The sequence below is a fragment of the Bacillus alkalicellulosilyticus genome (genome assembly GCF_002019795.1).
In the GTDB taxonomy this organism is placed as follows: Bacteria; Bacillota; Bacilli; order Bacillales; family Bacillaceae_F; genus Bacillus_AO; species Bacillus_AO alkalicellulosilyticum.
In genome coordinates, this window is the sequence record NZ_KV917381.1 from 2,095,141 (window position 1) to 2,118,227 (window position 23,087).

The following is a 23,087-nucleotide window of genomic DNA, read 5'->3' on the forward strand; positions in this document are numbered from 1 at the left end:
GTGTAGTTTTCTAACAGGACAAGTAGGGCAAGCATACTATATAAAAATAGAGAAACGACGACGAAACCTTGAGTTCGTATGTTTCTGATATTTGTTGGAATGTTTCGGGTGTTTTGTAAATACCCTTATGAAAAGGCTTTCATTTTTGAAAGTTAGACTAATAATGAGGTGTTCATATGAAATCAACACATGATAATCTGTCTATTCATGTTTCAAAGGAACAGCTAAATATGGTCATTAAAGACGTATTAGGTGAGTATCGTATTTTTTGGGGATTTAATAAAGGAAGAATGATTCTTAACATTTACAATTCAGAAGTTAACAATAAACTGATGTTTAAACGTCATAAAGGATATTTAGAACTAATTAGAGTAGAAGTCACTTGTGAGGAAGTGGTGGGAACATTGGATAAGTCTTTTAACTTTACAGAGGAAATGAAACGAGAAAAAATAGAAGAAACTAGAAACAGAGAGAAAACGTTATACGAGAAAATCGATGACTATTTACTAGCATTACATGATGCCCAACAGTTTGGCGACAAAGAAAGCATTACTGAAATTAAAAGGCAGTTAACAAAACTAACACAGGATATAAAAATGATAGAAAGCCTTGCTAAGAGTTGACCAGAACAAAGAATCAATTGTTCTGGTTTTTATTATAGAACTAAATAAATTTCACGTAACGTATTAGTTAGATAATTAAAAAATATCATAAAAGATAGCTAAAAGAAATAAGGGCACAGAAAAAGTTAAATAACTTTTTCTGTGCCTTCTGTCAATTAATTATTTATTTTTATTGTTTTTAAATAGAACTTTTAATCCCTGGCCCATATCTGAAGCAAGTACATAATTCCTATCTACAAACACGCCCCATACATCAGCAGCTTCAGGTGTGTAACGACTAATTTCAACAGGATTACTTGGGTCTGTAATGTCTACGGAAATAACTCCACCAGAGTAGTAGGACAAGTACAATGTATTTCCATGTACTTTGGGGTCATGAACCGTTTTTGCAAATGTAGTTCTTCCTACTGAAGTTGGAGGAATATCAAAAGTTAAATCTGTTTTAAATTCACTTAGTAATTTTGGTGCTGTTTTATCGCTAATATCAAAAATACGAGTATATCCATAGGCACTTTCATAACCTGAACCAACTGGATTTGAAACTTCTCTAGTTTCAATAAGAATATTACCCCCACGAGCAAGCGCAGCAGAGTGAGCTGATCCTTTTTGGTCACTTCTAAAATCAGTTCTTCCTAAGTAAATCGGGTTTTCTGGGTCTTTAATATCAAAAATAACTGTTCCTAAATCCCACATTGAAACATAAGCATATCTTCCGTTATTATCTGTAATAACACTATGATTAAAGACTGCTCTTTGTCTACCATTTGGATCAGTCCAATTGTAGCCATTAAAACTTTCCGGAACCTCAGGTAGCATTCTTGGGTCAAACTGCCAGAGTTTTTCTGGGTTTGTTGGATCAGACACATCTATAATTTGAAAATCTTTATCGACTCCGGCTGTATATATATCTGCATAAGGATTAGAAGCAAGAAGTATAGCACGGTTTCCTTGAGTTGTTAAATAAAGCTCATGAGTTCCAGGAATTCTCCGATCTAAACCATAAAACCCTAATTTTTTTGGCTCGTAAGGATCTGTCACATCATAAATTAATATTCCACCAATGCTATCCGGTCTGCTCGCATTATTCCGGCTTAATTGCTGAACACTTACAACAGCTAAATCCCCTTTAAAATGAGGAGTGTTAACGGATTTAACAATCACTTTTTCTTGCCATGTATGAGGGATTTCAGTTCCGAAAACCGCAACTTCTACTGGATTTTCTGGATCTTTTAAATCGAATACTCGAACGCCTCCATTTCCACCACCTGCAGTGTGAGTTCCAAGGTAGGCAAATCCTTTATGAGCATAAACGTCTGCTGTGTTTTTTTGACTTCCATCTATTTGGTTGATTTGTACACTCGCAGCTTGATAAAGGTTCTTAAGATTTTTGCTTCCAGTCATGCTATACGGAAGGTTCGCTATTTCTGAAGGGTCAAAGACAAACACTCTTTCTTTAGAAATACCTCCAATTTCCAATGCATCATGTGCGAATACACCTGGAGTAAATGAGGATAAAACGATGGCACTAGCCAGTGCTGTGTAAAGAAAACGCTTATTCTTTTTCAATAAAAAAACCTCCTTGTTAATGGTTGTTGATTGGACAAGCTTAGTGTAGCAAGTGAAAAATGATTTTACTATAATAAAATTTCTGTTTATTTCGACACCTATTGTCATACAAGTAGTGAATGACCTATTTAAATCGTGTATATATCAGGAGTTTCTTACTATTTATTAATGAGGGTGATATTGCTTATTAAGAAACCAAGATTAAAATGAATAGATAGTACCACTGATTTAAAAGTATATTTTAATAGTTTTAACCCTAAATGTAATGTAGTTAGCTCTAATTAACATCATAATTTCATCATAGCCATATGTTATGAGAAAAATGTAGAAAGAAAATTTAACCAATATTACCAAATGAGATTGACTTTCGAAAAGGCTTTCATTTATGATAATTGCAACTGGGAATGATAACAAAACTTAGTTTTATAATATAAAATTACTCTAAAAATAGAGTGAACTGTTTTGGTGGCGTGATACAGTTAGTGAAGTCAAAACGCACGTATATAATACAGAACGTGAGCTATCAGAGTATTGGTTTTATAAGAGATTTTAAAGAGGAAAAAGGGGATGTGTCTAAGTGAAAAGATTTAAAGTTGTAATTACAGACTATGAATTTGCGACATTAGCTCCAGAAGAAGAAGTACTCTCTCAAGTCGATGTAGAATTTATACGCGTTCAATGTAAGACAGAAGAGGAAGTCATAGAGGCTGCGAAAGAGGCAGACGCTCTTTTAAACCAATATGCTCCCATTTCAAGAAAGGTTATTGAAAACCTACCGAACTTAAAGGTCGTTTCTAGATATGGAGTTGGAGTAAACACAATTGATGTAGAGGCAGCTACTGAACATGAGGTAGTGGTGGCAAATGTAACCGATTACTGCATGGACGAAGTATCTGATCATGCGTTTGCCTTATTACTAGCGTGTGCTCGAAAAATAGTCGTTCTAAACCAAGAAGTAAAAAAGCAAAATTGGGATTTTAAAGTTAGTATACCGATCTATAGATTACGAGGAAGAGTATTAGGGCTAATTGGGTTTGGCAAAATCCCACAAACTTTAGCCTTAAAAGCTCAAGCATTTGGTTTAAAAGTTGTTGCTTATGATCCCTATGTCCCTTCAAATGTAGCCGAAGAGTATAATGTTGAGTTGTTGGAGTTAAAAGACCTATGTTCGATGTCTGATTTTATTTCGGTTCATGCTCCTTTAATGGATGCAACACAAGGAATGATTAGCGACGAACAGTTTAATGTCATGAAAAAAGAAGCGTTTATTATTAATACCGCTAGAGGTCCAGTGATTGATGAGCAAGCTCTTATTCGTGCCTTGCAACTTGAAAGAATAGCAGGAGCAGCTTTGGATGTATTAGAGGAAGAACCAATTCCGTCAAATAGTCCATTGCTTGCTATGGATAATGTCATTCTCAATCCACATGCAGCTTGGTATTCAGAAGAAGCTCAAATAGAGTTGAAAAGAAAAACGGCACAAAATGTAGTGGATGTCTTAACTGGATTTTATCCAACTTATTTATATAATAGAGAAATTAAAGAGAAAATGAACTTAAAAGAGAAATAGGTTTGGAAATGTGATTGGTCAGAAGAAGGTGACAGAAGGTATTTCTACTGATAAGTGTCGATAGATGTCAAAAGATGATGAAATATTCTGAAATTTTATTCGATTTACTATTGATATATTATTCCAGATTAGAGTATTATTTATTTGAGCTAAATTTATCAGAACTGAGTTTTATAATATAAAACATATTATATTTTTGAGAAGGGGTGATATGTAGCAAGTTTTGTCCTGGCTAGTAGTCTATTATTAAAAAATCGGGGAGGGTTACGAATGAAAAAGATTGTTAGTTTACTAATGCTTGTCTTTTTACTGTTACTATTAGCTGCTTGTGGTGGTGGGAGTGGTACGACATCGACCGACAATAATAATGACCAAGAAACAGAGACAGATGCTTCAGAACCTGCTGACGAGGAAAATGAAAGCGCTTCAAATATCACTGGGGAACAACAGACTCTTAGAGTGAGTATTGGAGTTAATGATAAACATCCGCAATATGAGGGAGCTTTGAAATTTAAAGAGATTGTTGAAAGCAAAACGGATGATTTTGTAGTGGAAGTTTATCATTCTGGGCAGGTTGCTGATGACCGTTCGGCAATTGAAATGTTGCAGTTTGGTACGTTAGAAATTACCATTCCGTCAACATCTCCTCTAGTAAACTTTGTAAAGGAATATGGAGTGTTTGATTTACCATTTACGATTCCTAGTGGGGAAGTGGCTGACCAAGTGTTAGATGGTCCATTCGGGGATAAAATGTTTGACCTGTTAGGAGACCAACAGTTAGTCGGATTAGCTTGGTGGGAAAATGGATTCCGTAACTTAACGAACAGTGTTCGTCCTGTAGAAAAAGTAGAGGACTTACAAGGTCTTAAAATCCGTACGATGGAAAATGAGATTCATTTAGATGCATGGAGAGAATTAGGTGCAAACCCAACTCCAATGGCGTTCCCTGAGTTATTTGCGGCAATGCAACAAGGAACAGTGGACGGCCAGGAAAATCCTTATCCAACCATTGAGTTAAGTAATTTCTATGAGGTTCAAGATTACTTATCAAGTACCGGGCATGTATATACACCTTTTATCTTCTTGTTCAGTAAATCAATTTGGGATGAGTTAACCGCTGACCAACAAACGATTATAAGAGAAGCTGCTTTAGAAGCAGGTCAGTTTAACCGCCAGCGAAACCGTGAGGCTAATGAATCTAGCTTAGAAGCTTTGAAAGAACATATGACGTTTAGTGAAATTTCTCCGGAAGAGCATCAACGTTTTCAAGATACGATTTTACCTGTTATTGAAAAGCATGCAGATAATATTGGTAAAGACATTGTAGATGACTTTTTAGAAGAAATCGCGAAACACCAATAGAAAACACAAGTAAGGGTAGTAGAGGTGATGGCGATGCTCACCTCTTACACCTTACTACATTTCTAAAGGAAGGAAGGGAGGAATTATGCTAGTACTTAAATGGTTGGATGAGCATATCGAAGAAGTATTTCTAGTTTTGTTTTCTGCTGTTATGGTTGTTGTTATTTTTTTACAAGTGTTTATGCGATATGTTATGGAAAATTCACTTTCTTGGTCAGAGGAATTAGCTAGATTTTGTTTTATTTGGCTCGTTTATATAGGCATTAGTTATGGCGTAAAAAAGCAGCGTCACATCAAAGTGGATGCGCTTTTATTACTTTTTAAGGAAAAGGGCAAATTAGTTTTTAACATTATCTCGAATTTATTATTTTTAGCTTTTGCTATTTTTGTTGTTTTTTACGGTTATGATATGTCGCAAAAATTATTACAATTCGGTCAAACCTCACCTGCGTTAAAAATCCCAATGGGGTTTGTATATTTAGCTGCACCCGTTGGTATGGCTCTCACTTCCATTCGACTCATTCAACATCTTATTAAACAAAGTAAAACATTGCTTGGTAAGGGCGATTTTGAAGTAAAAACAGAGTTTGATAGGTTGTTAGAGGAGGAGGGCAATAAAGGATGACATCTATCATATTATTTGGTCTGTTTGTCCTGTTTTTGTTCTTAAGTGTTCCAATCGGAATTGCTCTTGGTTTAGCTACATTAGGAACGTTACTTTTTATGGGTAACTTACCCCTTGAATTTTTAGCTAAGGAGCTTGTTACCTCTATTGACTCGTTCCCTTTAATGGCTGTTCCTTTTTTTATTCTTGCTGGTGAAATTATGGGAAAGGGAGGGATATCGGACCGATTATTCCGAGTGGCCAATTCTATTGTCGGGAATAAAACAGGAGGATTTGCAATTGCTACTATTATTACCTGTATGTTTTTTGCGGCCATTTCAGGTTCAGGTCCGGCTACCGTTGCAGCTATTGGTGGAATTATGATTCCAGCCATGGCACGTCAAGGATACGATAAGAGGTTTGCAACAGCACTTGTTTGTGCTGCTGGTTCTTTAGGAGTCATCATCCCTCCTAGTATTCCAATGGTAATCTATGGTGTGGCGGGTAGTGTGTCTATTGGTGATATGTTTATTGCAGGAATAATCCCAGGACTTTTGGTGGGTTTTGCCTTGATGGTATATGCCTATATCCATTCAAGGAAAATGGGCTACACAGGAACTAGTGAAAAGACGTCATTACTCCTTATCGTAAAATCAATCTGGGAAGCCAAATGGGCATTGTTAATCCCAATTATTATACTAGGTGGTATTTATGGCGGTGTGTTTACTCCGACTGAAGCTGCTGTAATTGCTGTCGTATATGGGTTAGTAGCAGGCTTGCTTTTTTATAGAGAACTAAAAGTGAAAGACCTCCCAAAAGTATTCGCGGATTCAGCATTAACGACAGCTACAATTTTAATCATCGTAGGAACAGCGACTGCTTTTGGTAGACTTTTAACGATTGAACAAATTCCAAATCAAATTGCTCAATTTATGTTATCTATTTCTGACAACCCAATCGTTATCATTTTGTTAATTACCTTACTCTTATTGATTGTAGGTTGTTTTATGGATACCCTTGCCGCAATCATTATTCTAACACCTATTTTATTACCAATTGCTATAAATATCGGTTATGATCCGATTCACTTTGGCATTATCATGATTGTTAATTTGGCTATTGGATTTATTACACCACCATTAGGAGTAAATTTATTTGTAGGTTCTGGAATTTCTGGATTATCCATTGAAGTCTTATCAAGGGCGATTATCCCATTTTTTGTTGCCATGCTTATTACATTGTTCATTATTATCTTCTTACCTCAATTATCACTGTTTTTATTGGAATTTAAGGGGTAATTGTATAAAGCTTGATTTTAACGTGTTTTTGAAACAAATATAAAAAAGATTGTAGAGAAAATGGCTAAAAGTTGAGGGGCAACAAGAGTTTGCTGTAATATCAAACCTAGTAGAAATTAATAGTAAGGACGGTCAACATGTTTATATTATACAGCGCATTGATTGGTTTGTTTTTCCTCTCGATTTTCATTCATTCTTTCATTCTTGATTATTTGGTTGGATTTATGGCCATTTTAGCCATTCTGTTTTCGTTTAAAGATGCAAAAAAGTTATACCAAATCGCAGGTTCTGTTTTTATTTTAATCGCTCTTTTACTATTTAATGAGACAGGGCGCCCTTGGTATGAAATGCCGTTTTTAGCAACATCGACAGTTATTTTAATCGCTATCTTTTATGTTCTGCCTTTTATTAATAGCATTATTGTGATAGGGAGGTATGACCAGAGCGTCAACAAACTATTAAAAACGAAGAGTACCCACCTAGGACAGTTATACTACCGGGCATCCATTACAAGTTTTTTATTAGGGAGTTTTCTTAACATAGCTACGATTCCGTTAGTACAACAAGTACTTAAGAAAAACCTCAAGCACCTTGCAGGTAAGTTACAACACAAATTTATAAGTCAAACCATGCTTAGAGGGTATGCCCTATGTCTAGTATGGAGTCCAATGGAGATTTTAGTGGCGATCACTATAGATATTACAGGTGTTAGCTATTTGAAGTTACTGCCATGGATGCTCCTTTTCTCGGTTTTACTACTTGTAATCGATTGGGCAATTGGCTGGCGTTTTAAGAAGTATGCCACTGACCAGGGCCAAAAAAGCGAAGTTATGATAGGAAAGCGAAATATCCGAAAAATCATTATGATGTTGGTTTATTTAGCTTTATTTATAAGTACGATTATCGTGATTAGGGAATCATTTGAGTTGAATTTCCTAACAACAGTAGCTCTTGTAATTGTTCCTTATTCATTCTTATGGGCTTTTTCGATAAGGCGAATAAAGTCCTATACTCTGTATAGTGTAAAGATGTGGAAAACAAGAACAGCCAATTTACAAAACTACACGGTTTTATTTTTAAGTGTTGGTTTTTTCATAAGTGTGTTACGCGAATCAGGACATATTTCTATATTACAACAACCATTACTTTTGTTAGTTAATAACCCATTATTGTTATTTGTAATGATTCAGCTCTTATTTTTATCACTAGCCATGGTAGGGTTTCATCCATTGGTCGTGATTAGTATATTGGGTGAGATACTTGTTCCTGTATTGTCGATATTAAATCCTCTAAGTATAGGTATTGTTTTAATCACATCTAGCCTATCAACGATTATGGCTGGCCCATACAATATCACTGTATCTTTGACAGGGGTATTACTTGATGAAAATCCTTACCAGATTTCAATATGGAACTTAGGCTATGCTTTTCTGTTTAGTAGCATTGGAACAATAATGGCGTTATTTCTTTTATAAATGCTAAATGAGGAGAGTGGAGAAATACTATGAAAATCAAGTTTCCGAAAATTAACAACAAAGTTAATCCATATCGGGATAATGTTCAAGGTAAAGCGAATGAGCCCATTTGCGTAGCCGGATTACTGGATCGCTCAAAACAAATACTAGGTCCGCTATATGAGGGCGGAACTCCTGACTGGACATTAGAAGAAATTTATAATCGACTTGAAGAGAATGCTCCACGAATTGCCATCATAGGCGGTTCATCAGACCATCCCGCTCATATTATGGATTTTAAAACCTCAGCCCATGCCGCAATACGAATATGGGAAAATGGTGGAGTGCCTTTTTATTTTTCGACACCAGTGATGTGTGATGGTACGGCTCAAAGTAACCAAGGAATGAGCTATTCCCTTGAAAGTCGAAATGCGGTCGCTAAAATGGTTGTAAACCAAATGGAGTCACATAGTTATCATGGAGCTTTTATCATTCAAGGTTGTGATAAACAGCCACTTGGAGTCGTAAGTGCAATGGTTCATTTAGACCGTATTCGTCAATATCGAGGCGAAGCTCCAGTATTTGCTACGTTTGCACCTGCCCATGTATTACAGGGAGGTACGATACCGGATGTATTATTTAAAGAATTAGAAGATGTTGCGAGTCTTGCAGAAAAACAAGGGGATACAGACATCGCGTTTGACTTACGAGATGCGTTAGCTTATATTTTGCAATGTTCTTCGAATACCGCATTCCAAGGTGTGTTAGAACGTGCAACAGAACGTGGAATTATTACCAAAGAGGTTCATAAGGATTTTGAAAAAAGATTAGCAGTCGCCACATGTGATGGTAGTGGTGGAGTATGTGCTTTTAACGGGACTGGCAATAGCTCTAGACATTTAGTTGCAGGGATGGGATTGGTTCATCCTGAGTTAGAATTGTTAACAGAAGCTCCTAATCAACAACAAGTGAATGCTGCTGTTGATAGTTTAGCGCAAGTGATTAATAATCCGGTGTACGGTGCAGCGAATATTTTAGGAACAAACATTCGTAATGCGATTCGAATTCATAGTGCATCAGGTGGTTCAACAAACTTAATGATGCACATCGTAGCAGGGATGCTTTACGCTGGGTATACATTTAGTTTATGGGATTTAGATGAAATACATCATTCCCACTCAATTCCTGATTTATTTAATTACAGTCTAACAGAAGGTCGAGATATTTTTTCATTAGCAATGCAGTGCTGTAGTGGAGAAAGTCGAGGAATGGAAACATTATTCCATGAGCTTTTAGAAAACGGTGTACCTATGGATGTTGATGCTCCAACAGTTACCGGTACGACATGGAGAGAAAGACTTGATAAGAAAGATAATCTATCTGCAGACCATGTGAAAGATAATCCTATAATTCTATCAAAACCAAGACGTGCATTTAGTGGTGTTGACGTACTAACAGGGAATTTCTTTGAGAGTGCGGTTGTGAAAATAAGTGGCATGCCTACATCTCAGTTGGACCAATTTGATAATAAAGTGGCATTTGTACTTTACTTTGAAAATGAAGAGGATGCCAATCGCAGTCTATTAGATGCTGATCTCTTATCAAAACTAAAAGACTCTAAGGCTTTTTCTCATAAGAGCATGATTGCCATGTTAAAAGAAAATGCACCAGCAGATTATAAGGCAATGAAGGACTTACGTTATGAACAACTATTCGACCTAATGATTGAAGAAAGCATTATGAAAATTGCGGTCATCGTTGCTGGTCAAGGTCCAATCGCCTTTGGTATGCCAGAAATGTTCACTCCAATGCAACATATTAATGCTAGTAGAAAGCTTAAGAGAATCGCCACTTTAATTAGTGATGGTCGATATTCTGGTGTTACCTATGGTGCAGCTATAGGACATATGACGCCAGAGGCGATCGAAGAAGGTGGAATTCTTTACTTGCAAACAGGGGATTTATTATATCTTGCACTTCGAAAACGGGAAATTCAATGCATTGATGAAAACGCTTTCCAAGGTGGAGTCCTAACGTTTGCTTTTGAACACCTTAAAGAACAAAGAAAAGAGCTTGCTACTAGTCGACTTGATACTATTAGAATACGTCAAAGACAAGTGGCTCCTAGTAATCTATTAGTCGGTCATACAGATGCTGCCAATGGTGTTGTTCCATTAATGGTAAAAACGATGGCATCATTAGATTATAAGAAAGACATCCAGTTACCGACTAAAACATCCTATTAAAAGGAGTGAGCTTTTTGGAACAAACACGTAAAATAATTAATTCTCTTGGTTTCCCTTCAGGAGATTGCAATGATTTACCGACGTCTAAAAAACGTTTTCCAGATGGTGCTCAATATCGGGTAGAAATACCAAGTGTAGAAGGCCCTTCTTCATTTGAAGCTGTCATCGAAGCATGTCACTATTATCAAGTGGGTATTCACCGTGTCTCACAAGGAAGTGGCATCATGTTGATGACTGACGATGAACTCCAACAAATGGCTGAGATCGGTAGACGTGAGAGATTAGAAGTCAGTCTTTTTGTGGGACCCCGTGGAAGCTTTGATATAACGCCTATGCAACTTGCCAGTTCAGGGAAAATCGCTGGACTACGGATGCAAGGGATGGACCAACTTGTCTATGCCATAGAAGATATAAAAAGAGCTTGTCATTTTGGTATTCGAAGCATATTAGTAGCGGATGAAGGGTTATTGTGGTTAGTCAATGAATTTAAAAAAGTAGGGGAATTTCCAGAGGACTTAGTCGTTAAAGTTTCAGTTCAAATGGCACAATCCAACCCTATCTCTATCAAATTGATGGAACAGTCAGGAGCAAATACGTACAACGTCCCTACCGATTTGACCTTAGCCCGTTTGGCTACAATTCGCCAAGCAATTGATATTCCGATTGATATTTATGTTGAAGCTCCTGATGACATTGGTGGGTTTATCCGTCACTATGATATTCCTGAAATCATTAGAGTGGCAGCACCCGTATATATCAAATTCGGGCTGCGAAATTCACCTAATATCTATCCTTCGGGTACACATCTAGAAACGATTTCAATTGCTTTATGTAAAGAAAGGGTACGAAGAGCAAAAATAGGCTTAGACTTGTTGAAGAGATATGCCCCACAATACACAACATCAGAAAAAGGAGCAAAAGGGTTAGGGGTACCCACTGAAAAAATCAAAGTCTAAATGAGTAGAAAATTCAAATATATGCAATTTAATTCCCATATTTTATGGTAGAATGGTTGAATAAGTAAATATCAATGTAAAGGAAGCAATCACTATGCCTATCATTCAAGCAGTTGAACGTGCTTTAAAAATTCTTGATTTATTCGATGAATTTGATAAGGAATTAAAGATAACAGAAATTAGTGACCGAATGGGACTTCATAAAAGTACGGTTCACTCTCTATTAAAAACATTACAACAACATCATTATATTGAACAAAACCAAGAAAATGGAAAGTATCGACTTGGATTAAAGCTGTTTGAGCGAGGCAACTATGTCATTCAAAGTATGGACTTGCGAAAACTTGCGAGTGATAGCCTACAACGACTTTCCAAAGAAAGTGGAAAAACCGTTCATTTGGTTGTGTTAGATGGAAGAGAAGGAATATACATTGATAAGGTCGAAAGTGCAACAGCGACTGTGCTTTATTCCCGAATCGGGAGAAGGGTTCCGATCCATTCTAGTGCTGTAGGAAAAGCTCTTGTTGCTTTTAAATCCTTAGAAGAGATTGAAAAACTAATAGAAGACTATCATTTTAAGCAACAGACTCCTAAAACGATATCAAATAAAGAAGAATTTTTAAAAGAGATTGAGCTTATTCAGAAGCAAGGATATGCGGTTGATAATGAAGAAAATGAACCAGGTGTATTTTGTGTGGCTTTACCGATTAAAGACCACACGGGTCAGGTCATTGCTGCGATTAGTATGTCAACTACGGCAACTAGAGTTGCTGAAGAAGGTCTCGAAAAACCAGTTGAAATGTTAACGGTAACGTCAAAAGAAATTTCAAAAAAGTTAGGATTTGGTTTTTCCAAATAACATAAAGTAGCTGATAATTGCATAAAGATATGCAATTATCAGCTATAGCCAAAACTCGATTCTATAATATAAAACTTTCTGGAGGGATAGTCATGAGAGTGATCAGATTTCAGGATGAAGAGAAAATTGTTGTAGCAGCTGTGACAGATGAGGATCAAGTTTTTGCTCTGCCATTTACGTGTTTTTTAGAAATCAGTCATTTAGCTGATGAAAGAGAAACTACAGTTTTAAATATTATTAATGAAGTAATCAATGATAGTGTGCCATTAGATGTCCAATTAAAAAATCTACACCTCTTAGTTCCGATTGAAGCACCTGAAGTGTGGGCAGCTGGAGTCACATATTTAAAAAGTAAAGAAGCACGCAACTATGAAGCAACTGGAGGGAAATTAGATGCAAATACGTTCTATGACAAAGTGTATGATGCAGAGCGTCCAGAACTCTTTTTTAAATCCACAAGTGCTCGTACAGTTGGGCCAAAAGATATAGTTTACCTTCGGACGGATTCAAATTGGCAAATTCCTGAACCAGAGCTTGGATTAGTCATTAACAATCAAGGTAAAATCCTAGGCTACCTAGCAGGGAATGATATGAGCAGCCGTGACATTGAAGGAGAGAACCCTCTTTATCTTCCACAAGCTAAGGTTTGGAGACACTCTTGTTCTATTGGACCAGCTATACGCTTAGCAGAAACAGTAGAAAATCCGTATGAATTTGAAATCGCTTGCAGGATTTATCGTAACCATGAAAAAGTATTTGATGGAAGTGCAAGTACAGGTCAATTGAAACGAACATTTGATGAGTTGGTCTCATTTTTAACATTAGATAATCAAATATTTGATGGCACAGTGTTACTAACAGGTACTTGTATTGTCCCTCCAAATGAATTTACTTTAGCTGCAGATGACCGAATAGAAATTGAGATTTCTGGAATCGGAATCTTAGAGAATCTCGTAAAAACACAAATCAAACAAGAAGGGAAAATTATGAAAAATTAGATTCTCAGGAGGTTTCTTTGGATGGAAAATCGAAGGAAAACGGTGATGATGAAGCCCAAAGATAAGGTGGCAGTGGCATTGGATGAGTTGGATAAAGGAAATGAAATTTTAGTAGAGTGCCAAGGGAATACATTCAAAGTAAACTTAAAAGATTCTATTTCTTTTGGACATAAATTTGCTGTTGTCTCCATTGCTAAAGGAGAAGATATTGTAAAGTACGGTGAAGTAATCGGAGTGGCGGTTAAGGACATTGCTGTAGGTGAACACGTTCATATCCATAACCTTGAGGGCAAAAGAGGAAGGGGGGATAAGGTTGGACTTTAAAAACGGAAAGTTTCTTGGATATCGGCGTCCAGACGGTAAAGTCGGTGTTCGTAATCATGTCCTTATCTTGCCAACGATCACATGTGCAACACAAGCAGCAAAACAAATCACTGAACTCGTGGCAGGCACGGTTTCATTTATCCATCAGCACGGCTGTGCACAAGTGGGGATTGACTACGACCAAACGTTTCGAACGTATGTTGGAATGGGAACAAACCCTAACGTATACGGAGTAGTCGTATTAGGCTTAGGATGTGAAACGCACCAAGCCCGAAGCGTTGCTGGAGAGATTGCCAAATCAGGTAAACCGGTAGTGACCGTTTCTATCCAAGACCACGGAGGAACCCTTCAAGCGATCGCAGAAGGAGCGCGGGTAGCTGCAACGATGGTTCAAGATGCATCTAGTATGTTTCGTGAGGAATGCGATATACGTGAATTAATCATAGGAACCGAGTGTGGTGGTTCGGACGCCTGTTCTGGTATATCAGCAAACCCAGCAGTTGGAGCTGTTAGTGATATGGTTGTTGCTAAAGGAGGAACTGCTATTTTAGCTGAAACCACAGAGCTTATCGGGGCTGAGCATTTGTTAGCGGAACGAGCAGTAGATGACCATGTTGCCAAAAGAGTGTATGAAGTTATTGATGCCATGGAAAACCGTTCGATTCAAATGGGGGTAGACATTCGAACCGGCAATCCAAGTCCTGGAAATATAATAGGGGGATTAAGTTCACTAGAAGAAAAGTCTCTTGGCGCCGCTAATAAAGCAGGAACGAGTCCATTACAAGAGCTAATCAATTATGCCGAAGCCCCAACCAAAAAAGGGCTTGTCTGGATGGATACGCCAGGACATGACATTGAGCAATTAACAGGTATGGTCGCTGGTGGCGCCCAAATCGTGCTGTTTACGACTGGTCGTGGAACTCCAACCGGTTCTCCAATTGCACCAACTATTAAAATATCAACCAATACCGCTATATTTGAGAAAATGGCAGAAAATATTGATGTTAACGCAGGTACGATCATTGAAGGAACAGAAACCGTAGAAGAGGTAGGGAAAAGAATTTTCACCGATATCCTCCATGTCGGCTCAGGTAAATTAACAAAAGCAGAAATCTTGAAGCAGCATGATTTCGGGATTTGGAGAATCGGCCCTACTTTTTAATTAGTTTTCTAGTAATCTATTTAAAAACGTAGTTATGAAAACAAAAGTAAAGCTTTGTCCGAAAAACGAGTACGCAAACTGAAATGCGAACACGAATCCGAAGGTCAGCCTGAAAAACATGTACGCAAACTGAAATGCGAACACGGATTCGAGATTCAGCCAGAAAAACGTGTTCGCAAATAGTTTTGATAGAACAATTTTACTTGTAAAATGAAAGGATGATTGATATGTCAATTCAAACAGAAGTTAAAACCTATTTAAACTTTGTAAATGGAGCTTGGGTGGCTAGTTCAAGTGAACAAGTGGATGCAAGTATTAACCCAGCGAATAAACACGAAATCGTGGGCTATGTTCAAAAATCATCACTCGAAGACTTAAATGAGGCGGTAGCTGCAGCCAAGACTGCATCACAGTCATGGAAAAAGCTTGCGGCTTCAGCTCGGGGCGAATACTTATACAAAGCCGCAAACATTATTGAAAAAAATCTAGATGATATTGCTGAGACGATGACACGCGAGATGGGGAAAACGTTACCTGAGGCAAAGGGAGAAACGGCACGTGGCGTGGCGATCCTTCGTTATTACGCAGGAGAGGGAATGCGTAAAGTGGGGGATGTTATTCCTTCAACAGATAATGATGCATTAATGTTTACGACGCGCACACCACTTGGCGTTGTAGGGGTAATTACTCCTTGGAATTTCCCTGTAGCAATACCCATTTGGAAAATTGCACCTGCTCTTGTGTATGGGAACACTGTTGTCCTAAAACCGGCACAAGAAACGGCGGTAACTGCCGCAAAAGTAATTGAATGTTTTGCGAAAGCAGGCTTTCCAGATGGGGTCATCAATATGGTCACAGGGCCTGGCTCTGTGATTGGACAGGGAATGATCGACCATCCAGATATTAATGGGATTACGTTTACAGGGTCTGATACGGTAGGAAAACTTGTTGGTCAAGGTGCCTTGGCTCGTGGCGCGAAATATCAACTTGAGATGGGTGGGAAAAACCCAGTTATAGTGGCAAATGATGCTGATCTTGATTTAGCAGTTGACGCTACAATTAGTGGCGGATTAAAATCAACTGGGCAAAAGTGTACGGCAACGAGTCGAGTGATTGTTCAAAGTGAAGTATATGATAAATTTAAAGAAAAACTACTAGCAAAGGTGAAAGACATTAAAGTAGGAAATGGGCTTGAGGCTGATACTTGGATGGGACCTTGCTCCAGTGAATCTCAACTTAACACCGTTTTATCTTATATTAAAAAGGGAAAAGAAGAAGGAGCACACCTCGTATATGGTGGAAATCAAATTTCTAGTGAGGCTCTAGCAAATGGCTTTTTTGTGGAACCAACTATTTTTGACAACACTACAAATGACATGATCATTGCGCAAGAAGAAATTTTTGGACCTGTACTTGCACTACTTAAAGTGGATACGATAGAAGACGCTCTTGACATCGCAAATGATTCGAAATTTGGACTTAGTGCTTCAATTTTTACAACGAATATATCAAACATGCTCTCATTCATTAAGGAAATGGATGCAGGTCTTGTTCGAATAAATGCTGAAAGTGCTGGTGTTGAATTACAAGCGCCTTTTGGCGGCATGAAACAATCTAGCTCACATTCAAGAGAGCAAGGGCAAGCAGCGATTGAATTTTTCACATCAATAAAGACCGTATTTGTTAAAGGCTAATTTACTTAGAAGGTACCTGTTAATTTCAGGTGCCTTTATCCATCATTTCAAAAGGAGAGAAATCAATGAAACCAACTGTCGTAGTTACACTGCCTATTCCAACAGATATAGAAGAGAACCTCCGGAATCATTGCAATGTTATCAAGTGGGAAGGAAAGAAACGAATTCCTCGAACTGAATTACTCAAGCTCCTTGAAAAAGCTGATGGGTTATTAACTGCAGGAGGAAAGATAGATGAAGAGCTTCTTGATGCGGCACCGCTTTTAAAGGTCGTCAGTAACATTTCAGTGGGCTATAACAACCTTGATATTGAGGCGATGAAAAAAAGAGGTGTAGTTTCTACTCATACGCCATATGTGTTAGATGATACGGTAGCTGATTTAATTATCGGTCTTATGCTTTCATGTGCACGCCGTATACCTGAGCTTGATAGGTTTGTAAAAGAAGGAGGTTGGCGTAAAGGAAAAGATTATGATCTATTTGGGTGGGATGTTCACCATACGACATTAGGAATTATTGGTCTTGGAAGAATAGGAGAAGCTGTCGCAAAACGAGCGAAGTTTGGCTTTGACATGAATGTCCTTTATCATAATCGCAACAGAAAGCAGGAGGTTGAAGAACAGCTAGACGTCATATACTCTTCATTAGACGACTTGTTACAGCAATCTGACTTTGTTGTCTTGATGACGCCTTTAACCGATGATACATATAAATTAATTGGGAAAAAGCAGTTTGAGCTCATGAAAGACTCGGCTTTCTTTATCAATGCTTCCCGAGGAGCAACTGTCGATGAGGAGGCGCTTATTGAGGCACTCCAACTAAAGCAACTTAGAGGGGCCGGTCTTGATGTCTTTGCAAAAGAACCAATAGAGCAAGACAATCCTTTGCTTGCTATGGACAATGTTGTTACTCTTCCTCATATTGGGTCCGCAACTGCGAAAACACGTTATGATATGGCAAAAGTGGCGGCTGAAGATTTACTAGCTGTTCTTGAAGGGCGTTCACCTCGTTACTTGGTAAAAGAATTTAAAGAGGAGTGAAGCGGGTATGAAAACAGTGATGTTTTATCATGGAGATGAACTTCGATTAGGAGTAAAAGTAGAAGATTCGATTATTGATGTGAAGGAAGCGACAAAGCATTTTCCAAATCTAAACGGTATACCAATAACGGCTGAAGAGCTTTTGACAGGTGGAGATTTGGCAAGGCTTGCGTTAGAACAAATGCTTTTAGATATTCATCTAGATGCAGATTACGTCTATCCTGAAACATCTTTAGATTTTGGTCCTTGTGTTCCACATCCCCAGAAAATTATATGTGTTGGATTAAATTATAAAAAACATGCGGATGAATGCAATATGCCTTATCCAAAAACCCCGATCCTTTTTAGTAAGTTTGCAAATACGTTGGCTGGGCACGGAGACGTGATTGAGCTTCCCCTAGAAAGTCAACAAGTAGACTATGAAGCTGAACTAGTCATCGTTATCGGGAAAGAAGCAAAAAACGTTTCAGAAACAGAAGCGCTTGAGTATGTATTTGGATATTGTAATGGGAATGACTTGTCTGCTCGTGATTTACAATTTACAACTACACAATGGCTTCTTGGAAAAACAAGTGATGGTTTTTGTCCAATTGGACCTTATTTAGTCAGTCGGGATGAAATCGACAATCCGAATGACCTAGCTATTGGTTTGACGTTAAATGGAGAGGTCAGACAAATTTCTAGCACATCGGATATGATTTATAACTGCGAAGATATTATTAGTTATATTTCAAAGCATATGACACTGTATCCAGGAGATATTATTTTAACAGGAACACCTGAAGGAGTCATTATGGGAGAACCTGAGGAAAGTCGCAAGTGGCTTTCACAAGGGGATGAAATGACTGTAACCATTGAAAACCTGGGCTCACTCACAAATGTTATAAAATAAGTAAAAGAAAGACCTGATTCAAATTTCTATCTTGAATCAGGTCTTTTTATCGTTAAGCTTCCCCTAGTTATTCATCACAACCAAGACAACTAGTGAATAAGATAGTAGAGAGAGCCTAGGCGAAGGGGGGATTTGATTTGGCTAAGTATCGTAGAAAACCAATTATGGTAGATGCTGTAAAATTAACACGCTCAATGACGATTGATACCGTTGAAGGGAAGATGCGTGGTAATCCAGGCGACTATTTAATTACTGATAAATCAGGAGAACAATATATTTTTTCAGGTCCAGAGTTTGAAAAAAACTATGATAAGGTAAAACTGAATGTTGATGTTAAAACAATTGCTCGTAAAGCCTTCCGTAAAATTAAACGAACGACTAAACATCTTGTTGATAAAAACAAATAGTGGATGAAAGGTCCATTCTCAAAAAGTTATTTCATTAATGATTGTAGCTGTTTTAAAAACTTATCATTATAAGAAGTGATAGAATGCACTCTCGCTCGCTTTAATGGAATGGGCTCTTTACATCCCCTTGCACTGCAAGTTACTTCTTCTTGGTCTGTCACAATTAAATATTTATTTCTTTTTTTACATGATGGACAAGTTGCACTTATTAAATGGATGTTCGCCCCGCGAGAAAATGCCCCTGCGGTATCGTCTTTTGTTTCTTTAGAAAGCTCTTGGTAGACAACTGCATTTGTAGCAGCTCTACCTGTTCGTTTTATATGAGTGTCTAACGTTAAGCTTGGTTTTGGATTACGAACGGCTCGCTTTTTTACGGTGACATTGTCAAATTCATCAACTTCTAACAAGCCATATCCTTTAGGTAATTCATCATCTGGAATTAAGCCAACAGGAGTCATTAAGTAAGCATAATCAGCTATTGCATGATAGCCGTAAGGTGAATGAAGAACGTCATCTCTACGGAAATCGGATAATGTTGCTTTTACTTCTATAATACGGGTTTCTTTTCGCTTCATATTAATGCCAACCGCATCAGCAATTACTTTCTTTCGTCTTACAAAAAGCTTCACCTCGTTGGCACAAAGGTCAACCATTTTATCTTTTAACCAGTATAATGCTTGTTTTTTTAAGTGTTTATGTAATGTACTTTCCATAAATGAATCACCCTCTGTTCAAACAACTATCTTTCTATCATATAACAAATTGGTTGCCTTGAACATGACAAGGTATAAATTCACTTGCAAAAACCATACTATCCTCGAGGTGATTTGAATGGCAAATGAAAAAAACTTTTCTAAAAACATTCATGAAGAAGGAACTTATAAAGAAGTAGTTCAAAAAACGACACAAGATTACGGTACCGTTCCTCATGTTTCTAATCTTGAAGGTATTCAAGAACAAGAAGAAAAAGAGAACCAAAGAAAATCATAAAAGATGGAGGGTGGAACAAAAGGCTTTTGATACCTTTTGTTCCACCCTCTTTTGTGTTTATTGTTTTTGGTTGGGAAGAATGAATAAGTCTTTCCATTGCTTCTCTCTGTTAAGCGGACCCACCATCCCTCCACCCCCTGTAAGATAACGTTCTCCTTTAGAAGTAGAGTAAGTTATATAAGGGATGAACCTTGTATTCGAATCTGAGTTTTGCTCTTTAATGGCTTCTGTAAAAGGAAAATAAAGAACTGTTGTAGTATGTCCTGATAATTCGAGGGGAAATAATAGAGGCTCCCCTGAAAATAATTCAGTCGAGTTTGAAAATTCGTCAGCAGTTATATCAAAAATATAACTGGCCTCTTTTTCAAAGTAATCATCGGTCATACCCGGTAACCAAAAAAGAAGGTCTTCGAGTATTACATTTTCATGGTGTGACAAGGTAACGAGTAGTCCATTCGGTTGTTGTTGGGTATTATCTAATTCGTTGAAAAACATGATACCCTGAACTCCTAAAATATCGTTCTCATACGGGAGAAAGTCGTCTGTAGGAATCGGCACAATTCTCAATTGGTCTTTTAAGGAAAAAGTAGCTTGTTTTCCGCCGTATGTCATTGTTAACTTTGAAGGCTGAAAGGATGTAGGCAAGGATTCATAATTCCATATGACACTATGACGAGAAGAATCTGCAGTCATTTCTCCTTGTAAATACAATTGTATGTATCCACCTACATTTCGTTCATACCAGTTATGGTCATGTGAATCAATTTGATATTGTCCTGTAATTTTAGCTATCTGTATTCCAGTTTGGTCATACAATAGCAGATCTTCAATAATAGGTTCTTTTTCCCACGGATGCGACTTTATCCAACGAACAGGTAATTCATATTCAAGCGAACTTGTTCCGTCAAATGGAAGGCCAACTAAACCAGTGTGCTTTTCGGGATATATTCCACTTGATGTAGAAGCTTGTGTATACCAGAGGAGTGATGAGACGAGAAGAAGGAAGAAAAATAAAATAAAAGCGACAAACCACTTTTTCATAAAAGACCGCCTTTCACACGGAAATCATTTCAAATTTAGTATAATTTACGAATCTTCCATAATCTACAATATTTTTGAGTTTTCATGATTTATCTTCAAAGAATATATGGGAAGCTTCAATTTTATCTGTAATGTCTAAAATTCCATAGGAAAAGTGAGATTGTCTTCTTTTATCAGTAGGGGAACCAGGGTTAAAAAGCAAGATATGATTGTGGTACGTGTGGGTTGGAATATGTGAATGACCAAACAAAATGCAATCTACTTTCTCATCTGAAAAGGCAGCCAATGCTCTTTTTTGTGTAGTCCCTTTAGTCCCATGACCATGAATGATTCCTAGTGTAAAATCTCCTATAGGTAGAATGACACGTTCTGGTAAACGGGCAACAAGTTCGTCTGAATCAACGTTACCAAAAACCCCAATGACATTACCTAAATTGTTCAGTTCTTCATAAACCTCAATTGTTTGCCAATCTCCGGTATGAATAATGAGATCAGCATGAATCAAGTCCTTTTCAAGTTTGGTTGGAAATATCTTTGCTCTTTTTGGAATGTGGGTATCACCAATGACAACTATCTTCATCACACAGCCTCCTTTTGATAAAAGTCTATGTAAATAAGTTGTTTTTTTCAAGTAAGAGAAGGGAATAGAGTGATATGACACATTATTTAGAGTGATGAGATGATTCGAAAAACAACAATATATAAAGTAATCTTTGTTTCGTTCCTTATTATTTTTTTGTTATGGATTAATCACCGATATTTGCAAGTGTCTCCCGTCGAAATAAGGAGATGGATATTATCATTCGGTTGGTTTGCTCCGATTTTTTATGTCCTCCTCTTTACTTTACGTCCTTTTGTATTGTTTCCCGCTTCTGTATTAGCTTTTACGGGTGGATTTGCTTTTGGTGCCGGCTTTGGATTTAGTCTTACGCTCCTTGGTGCAACGAGTGGTGCGATCCTTTCATTTGTTGTTGTTCGATATTCAAATTACCGTTTCGGTAACTTGGATTGGAAGAGAAGGACAAAAGAACTACAACAAAAAGTAGAGGGAAGAGGTTTTTATTATGTTTTCCTGTTACGGGTCATCCCTGTCATTAATTTTGACCTAGTCAGTTATGTAACCGCGCTCGCCAAAGTAAGGTTGTCCGCATATTTCTTAGGTACGTTATTAGGAATTATTCCAGGTACCATAATGTATTCATTATTAGGGGCAAGTCTTGTTGAAGGAAATGAATCATATATCATTATCGTTGGGTTGATTGTATTGCTTTTAGTTGTCCTACTAGCTTTACAAGGAAGGATTTTGAGAAGAGCAAAGTAATTTATGAAAAATATTTTGTTTATAAAACTAAGTATTTTTTGGAAGGTGAATTAAGGTATAAAATACTCCTTGATTTAGGATTATATCCTTGAGGAGGTGAAGGAATGCCAAATGTGTTAGAGGCTGTGAAAAGTGCATTTAATACGATTGTTGATGATGAACCACCCATTCCATTAAATATAATCGAAGCGTCCTCATGTTGGTTTTATTATGGGTTAGTAAATGAAGCCATTGCGTTTCAGGAAGCTGGATTAAATACAACAAATGATGATGAAGTTAAAGGGATTTTGCAGGATGCGATCAAGATGTGTATGGCTCAATCAAAAGAGTTAAAAAGCTTTATGCTGAAAGAAGGAATCCCATTACCTCCTACGAGTGAAACGAAGCCAAAATCAGATCATAACGAAATACCAACAGGGGTAAAATTAACAGATGATGAAATAACAAATGGGGTAGCATTAAAGACGGTAGCGATGAATGTTCAAGCCGCTACAGCAGCGGCAGAATGTGTTCGAACAGATATTGGTTCGATGTGGGTTCAATTTTTAATGGATAGCATTACGTATGGAATAACGTTAAAAACAAAAATGAGGAAAAGAGGTTGGGCAAAGATTCCACCACCATATGCGCCTCCCGGCAAATAAATAAAAGGCCGACTTACCTTGTGAGATAGTCGGTCT

Annotated in this window: 23 protein-coding genes; 19 read left to right on the forward strand and 4 right to left on the reverse strand. The window is 37.5% G+C overall.

Annotation, left to right across the window (positions count from 1 at the left end):
- Positions 1–176: 176 nt before the first annotated feature.
- On the forward strand, positions 177–623 hold the full coding sequence (locus BK585_RS10675; protein WP_078553436.1) for a hypothetical protein: 447 nt from the start codon (positions 177–179) through the stop codon (positions 621–623).
- Positions 624–782: 159 nt separating this feature from the next.
- Here BK585_RS10675 and BK585_RS10680 read toward each other — a convergent pair whose 3' ends face one another.
- Positions 783–2,189, reverse strand: coding sequence for an LVIVD repeat-containing protein (locus tag BK585_RS10680; RefSeq protein ID WP_078553437.1), 1,407 nt, complete (start codon positions 2,187–2,189; stop codon positions 783–785).
- A gap of 577 nt (positions 2,190–2,766) precedes the next feature.
- Here BK585_RS10680 and BK585_RS10685 point away from each other — a divergent pair.
- From BK585_RS10685 to BK585_RS10755, 15 genes are all read left to right on the forward strand, one after another.
- On the forward strand, positions 2,767–3,759 hold the full coding sequence (locus BK585_RS10685; RefSeq protein ID WP_078553438.1) for a C-terminal binding protein: 993 nt from the start codon (positions 2,767–2,769) through the stop codon (positions 3,757–3,759).
- A 270-nt stretch (positions 3,760–4,029) separates the two neighbouring features.
- Positions 4,030–5,121 (forward strand): TRAP transporter substrate-binding protein, encoded by a 1,092-nt coding sequence (locus BK585_RS10690; RefSeq protein WP_078553439.1) that lies wholly within the window; start codon positions 4,030–4,032, stop codon positions 5,119–5,121.
- 85 nt (positions 5,122–5,206) lie between these two features.
- The gene (locus BK585_RS10695) at positions 5,207–5,746 is read left to right on the forward strand and encodes a TRAP transporter small permease (protein WP_078553440.1); all 540 of its coding nucleotides are present in this window, start codon (positions 5,207–5,209) and stop codon (positions 5,744–5,746) included.
- Positions 5,743–7,023 (forward strand): TRAP transporter large permease, encoded by a 1,281-nt coding sequence (locus BK585_RS10700; RefSeq protein ID WP_078553441.1) that lies wholly within the window; start codon positions 5,743–5,745, stop codon positions 7,021–7,023. Before BK585_RS10695 ends, BK585_RS10700 begins: the two co-directional genes overlap by 4 nt.
- Before the next feature lie 137 nt (positions 7,024–7,160).
- Positions 7,161–8,498, forward strand: coding sequence for a hypothetical protein (locus tag BK585_RS10705; RefSeq protein ID WP_078553442.1), 1,338 nt, complete (start codon positions 7,161–7,163; stop codon positions 8,496–8,498).
- Positions 8,499–8,527: 29 nt separating this feature from the next.
- Complete coding sequence (locus tag BK585_RS10710) at positions 8,528–10,723, forward strand: dihydroxy-acid dehydratase domain-containing protein (RefSeq protein ID WP_078553443.1); 2,196 nt, start codon at positions 8,528–8,530, stop codon at positions 10,721–10,723.
- Between the two features lie 14 nt (positions 10,724–10,737).
- On the forward strand, positions 10,738–11,679 hold the full coding sequence (locus BK585_RS10715) for a U32 family peptidase (protein ID WP_078553444.1): 942 nt from the start codon (positions 10,738–10,740) through the stop codon (positions 11,677–11,679).
- A 94-nt stretch (positions 11,680–11,773) separates the two neighbouring features.
- A complete protein-coding gene (locus BK585_RS10720) occupies positions 11,774–12,538 on the forward strand; it encodes an IclR family transcriptional regulator (RefSeq protein WP_078553445.1) in 765 nt (254 codons plus the stop codon).
- Positions 12,539–12,630: 92 nt separating this feature from the next.
- On the forward strand, positions 12,631–13,536 hold the full coding sequence (locus BK585_RS10725) for a fumarylacetoacetate hydrolase family protein (RefSeq protein WP_078553446.1): 906 nt from the start codon (positions 12,631–12,633) through the stop codon (positions 13,534–13,536).
- Positions 13,537–13,557: 21 nt separating this feature from the next.
- A complete protein-coding gene (locus tag BK585_RS10730) occupies positions 13,558–13,860 on the forward strand; it encodes a UxaA family hydrolase (RefSeq protein ID WP_078553447.1) in 303 nt (100 codons plus the stop codon).
- A complete protein-coding gene (locus BK585_RS10735) occupies positions 13,850–15,022 on the forward strand; it encodes a UxaA family hydrolase (protein WP_078553448.1) in 1,173 nt (390 codons plus the stop codon). The genes BK585_RS10730 and BK585_RS10735 overlap by 11 nt, the downstream gene beginning before the upstream one ends.
- 227 nt (positions 15,023–15,249) lie before the next feature.
- The gene (gucD, locus tag BK585_RS10740; protein WP_078553449.1) at positions 15,250–16,716 is read left to right on the forward strand and encodes an alpha-ketoglutaric semialdehyde dehydrogenase GucD; all 1,467 of its coding nucleotides are present in this window, start codon (positions 15,250–15,252) and stop codon (positions 16,714–16,716) included.
- A 65-nt stretch (positions 16,717–16,781) separates the two neighbouring features.
- Positions 16,782–17,756: a 2-hydroxyacid dehydrogenase gene (locus tag BK585_RS10745; RefSeq protein ID WP_078553450.1), complete on the forward strand. Its 975-nt coding sequence runs from the start codon at positions 16,782–16,784 to the stop codon at positions 17,754–17,756.
- A gap of 7 nt (positions 17,757–17,763) precedes the next feature.
- The gene (locus tag BK585_RS10750) at positions 17,764–18,648 is read left to right on the forward strand and encodes a fumarylacetoacetate hydrolase family protein (protein WP_078553451.1); all 885 of its coding nucleotides are present in this window, start codon (positions 17,764–17,766) and stop codon (positions 18,646–18,648) included.
- A 137-nt stretch (positions 18,649–18,785) separates the two neighbouring features.
- Positions 18,786–19,055 carry a hypothetical protein gene (locus BK585_RS10755; protein ID WP_078553452.1) on the forward strand — a complete coding sequence of 90 codons (270 nt, stop codon included), beginning with the start codon at positions 18,786–18,788 and terminating at the stop codon, positions 19,053–19,055.
- Positions 19,056–19,081: 26 nt separating this feature from the next.
- On the opposite strand, the gene BK585_RS10760 is transcribed toward BK585_RS10755, so the two are convergent.
- Positions 19,082–19,768, reverse strand: coding sequence for an MmcB family DNA repair protein (locus tag BK585_RS10760; RefSeq protein ID WP_078553453.1), 687 nt, complete (start codon positions 19,766–19,768; stop codon positions 19,082–19,084).
- 118 nt (positions 19,769–19,886) lie between these two features.
- On the opposite strand from BK585_RS10760, the gene BK585_RS24005 reads away from it, so the two are divergent.
- Entirely contained in the window at positions 19,887–20,045 is a 159-nt protein-coding gene (locus BK585_RS24005; RefSeq protein ID WP_170885538.1) for a hypothetical protein, read from the forward strand.
- Positions 20,046–20,102: 57 nt separating this feature from the next.
- On the opposite strand, the gene BK585_RS10765 is transcribed toward BK585_RS24005, so the two are convergent.
- Together BK585_RS10765 and BK585_RS10770 are read right to left on the reverse strand one after the other, a co-directional pair.
- Positions 20,103–21,086 carry a hypothetical protein gene (locus BK585_RS10765; RefSeq protein WP_078553454.1) on the reverse strand — a complete coding sequence of 328 codons (984 nt, stop codon included), beginning with the start codon at positions 21,084–21,086 and terminating at the stop codon, positions 20,103–20,105.
- 82 nt (positions 21,087–21,168) lie between these two features.
- A complete protein-coding gene (locus BK585_RS10770; protein WP_078553455.1) occupies positions 21,169–21,666 on the reverse strand; it encodes a metallophosphoesterase family protein in 498 nt (165 codons plus the stop codon).
- A gap of 99 nt (positions 21,667–21,765) precedes the next feature.
- Between BK585_RS10770 and BK585_RS10775 the strand changes: the two genes are divergently transcribed.
- Complete coding sequence (locus tag BK585_RS10775) at positions 21,766–22,407, forward strand: TVP38/TMEM64 family protein (RefSeq protein ID WP_078553456.1); 642 nt, start codon at positions 21,766–21,768, stop codon at positions 22,405–22,407.
- 104 nt (positions 22,408–22,511) lie between these two features.
- A complete protein-coding gene (locus BK585_RS10780) occupies positions 22,512–23,051 on the forward strand; it encodes a DUF3231 family protein (RefSeq protein WP_078553457.1) in 540 nt (179 codons plus the stop codon).
- Positions 23,052–23,087 lie beyond the last annotated feature (36 nt).

Coding starts and splice junctions, on each gene's coding strand:
- gucD (WP_078553449.1), top strand. CDS start 15,250: ATGTCAATTCAAACAGAAGTTAAAACCTATTTAAACTTTGTAAATGGA.
- BK585_RS24005 (WP_170885538.1), top strand. CDS start 19,887: ATGGCAAATGAAAAAAACTTTTCTAAAAACATTCATGAAGAAGGAACT.
- BK585_RS10695 (WP_078553440.1), top strand. CDS start 5,207: ATGCTAGTACTTAAATGGTTGGATGAGCATATCGAAGAAGTATTTCTA.
- BK585_RS10730 (WP_078553447.1), top strand. CDS start 13,558: ATGGAAAATCGAAGGAAAACGGTGATGATGAAGCCCAAAGATAAGGTG.
- BK585_RS10725 (WP_078553446.1), top strand. CDS start 12,631: ATGAGAGTGATCAGATTTCAGGATGAAGAGAAAATTGTTGTAGCAGCT.
- BK585_RS10705 (WP_078553442.1), top strand. CDS start 7,161: ATGTTTATATTATACAGCGCATTGATTGGTTTGTTTTTCCTCTCGATT.
- BK585_RS10760 (WP_078553453.1), bottom strand. CDS start 19,768: ATGGAAAGTACATTACATAAACACTTAAAAAAACAAGCATTATACTGG.
- BK585_RS10750 (WP_078553451.1), top strand. CDS start 17,764: ATGAAAACAGTGATGTTTTATCATGGAGATGAACTTCGATTAGGAGTA.
- BK585_RS10675 (WP_078553436.1), top strand. CDS start 177: ATGAAATCAACACATGATAATCTGTCTATTCATGTTTCAAAGGAACAG.
- BK585_RS10700 (WP_078553441.1), top strand. CDS start 5,743: ATGACATCTATCATATTATTTGGTCTGTTTGTCCTGTTTTTGTTCTTA.
- BK585_RS10780 (WP_078553457.1), top strand. CDS start 22,512: ATGCCAAATGTGTTAGAGGCTGTGAAAAGTGCATTTAATACGATTGTT.
- BK585_RS10690 (WP_078553439.1), top strand. CDS start 4,030: ATGAAAAAGATTGTTAGTTTACTAATGCTTGTCTTTTTACTGTTACTA.
- BK585_RS10770 (WP_078553455.1), bottom strand. CDS start 21,666: ATGAAGATAGTTGTCATTGGTGATACCCACATTCCAAAAAGAGCAAAG.
- BK585_RS10765 (WP_078553454.1), bottom strand. CDS start 21,086: ATGAAAAAGTGGTTTGTCGCTTTTATTTTATTTTTCTTCCTTCTTCTC.
- BK585_RS10710 (WP_078553443.1), top strand. CDS start 8,528: ATGAAAATCAAGTTTCCGAAAATTAACAACAAAGTTAATCCATATCGG.
- BK585_RS10775 (WP_078553456.1), top strand. CDS start 21,766: ATGATTCGAAAAACAACAATATATAAAGTAATCTTTGTTTCGTTCCTT.
- BK585_RS10720 (WP_078553445.1), top strand. CDS start 11,774: ATGCCTATCATTCAAGCAGTTGAACGTGCTTTAAAAATTCTTGATTTA.
- BK585_RS10745 (WP_078553450.1), top strand. CDS start 16,782: ATGAAACCAACTGTCGTAGTTACACTGCCTATTCCAACAGATATAGAA.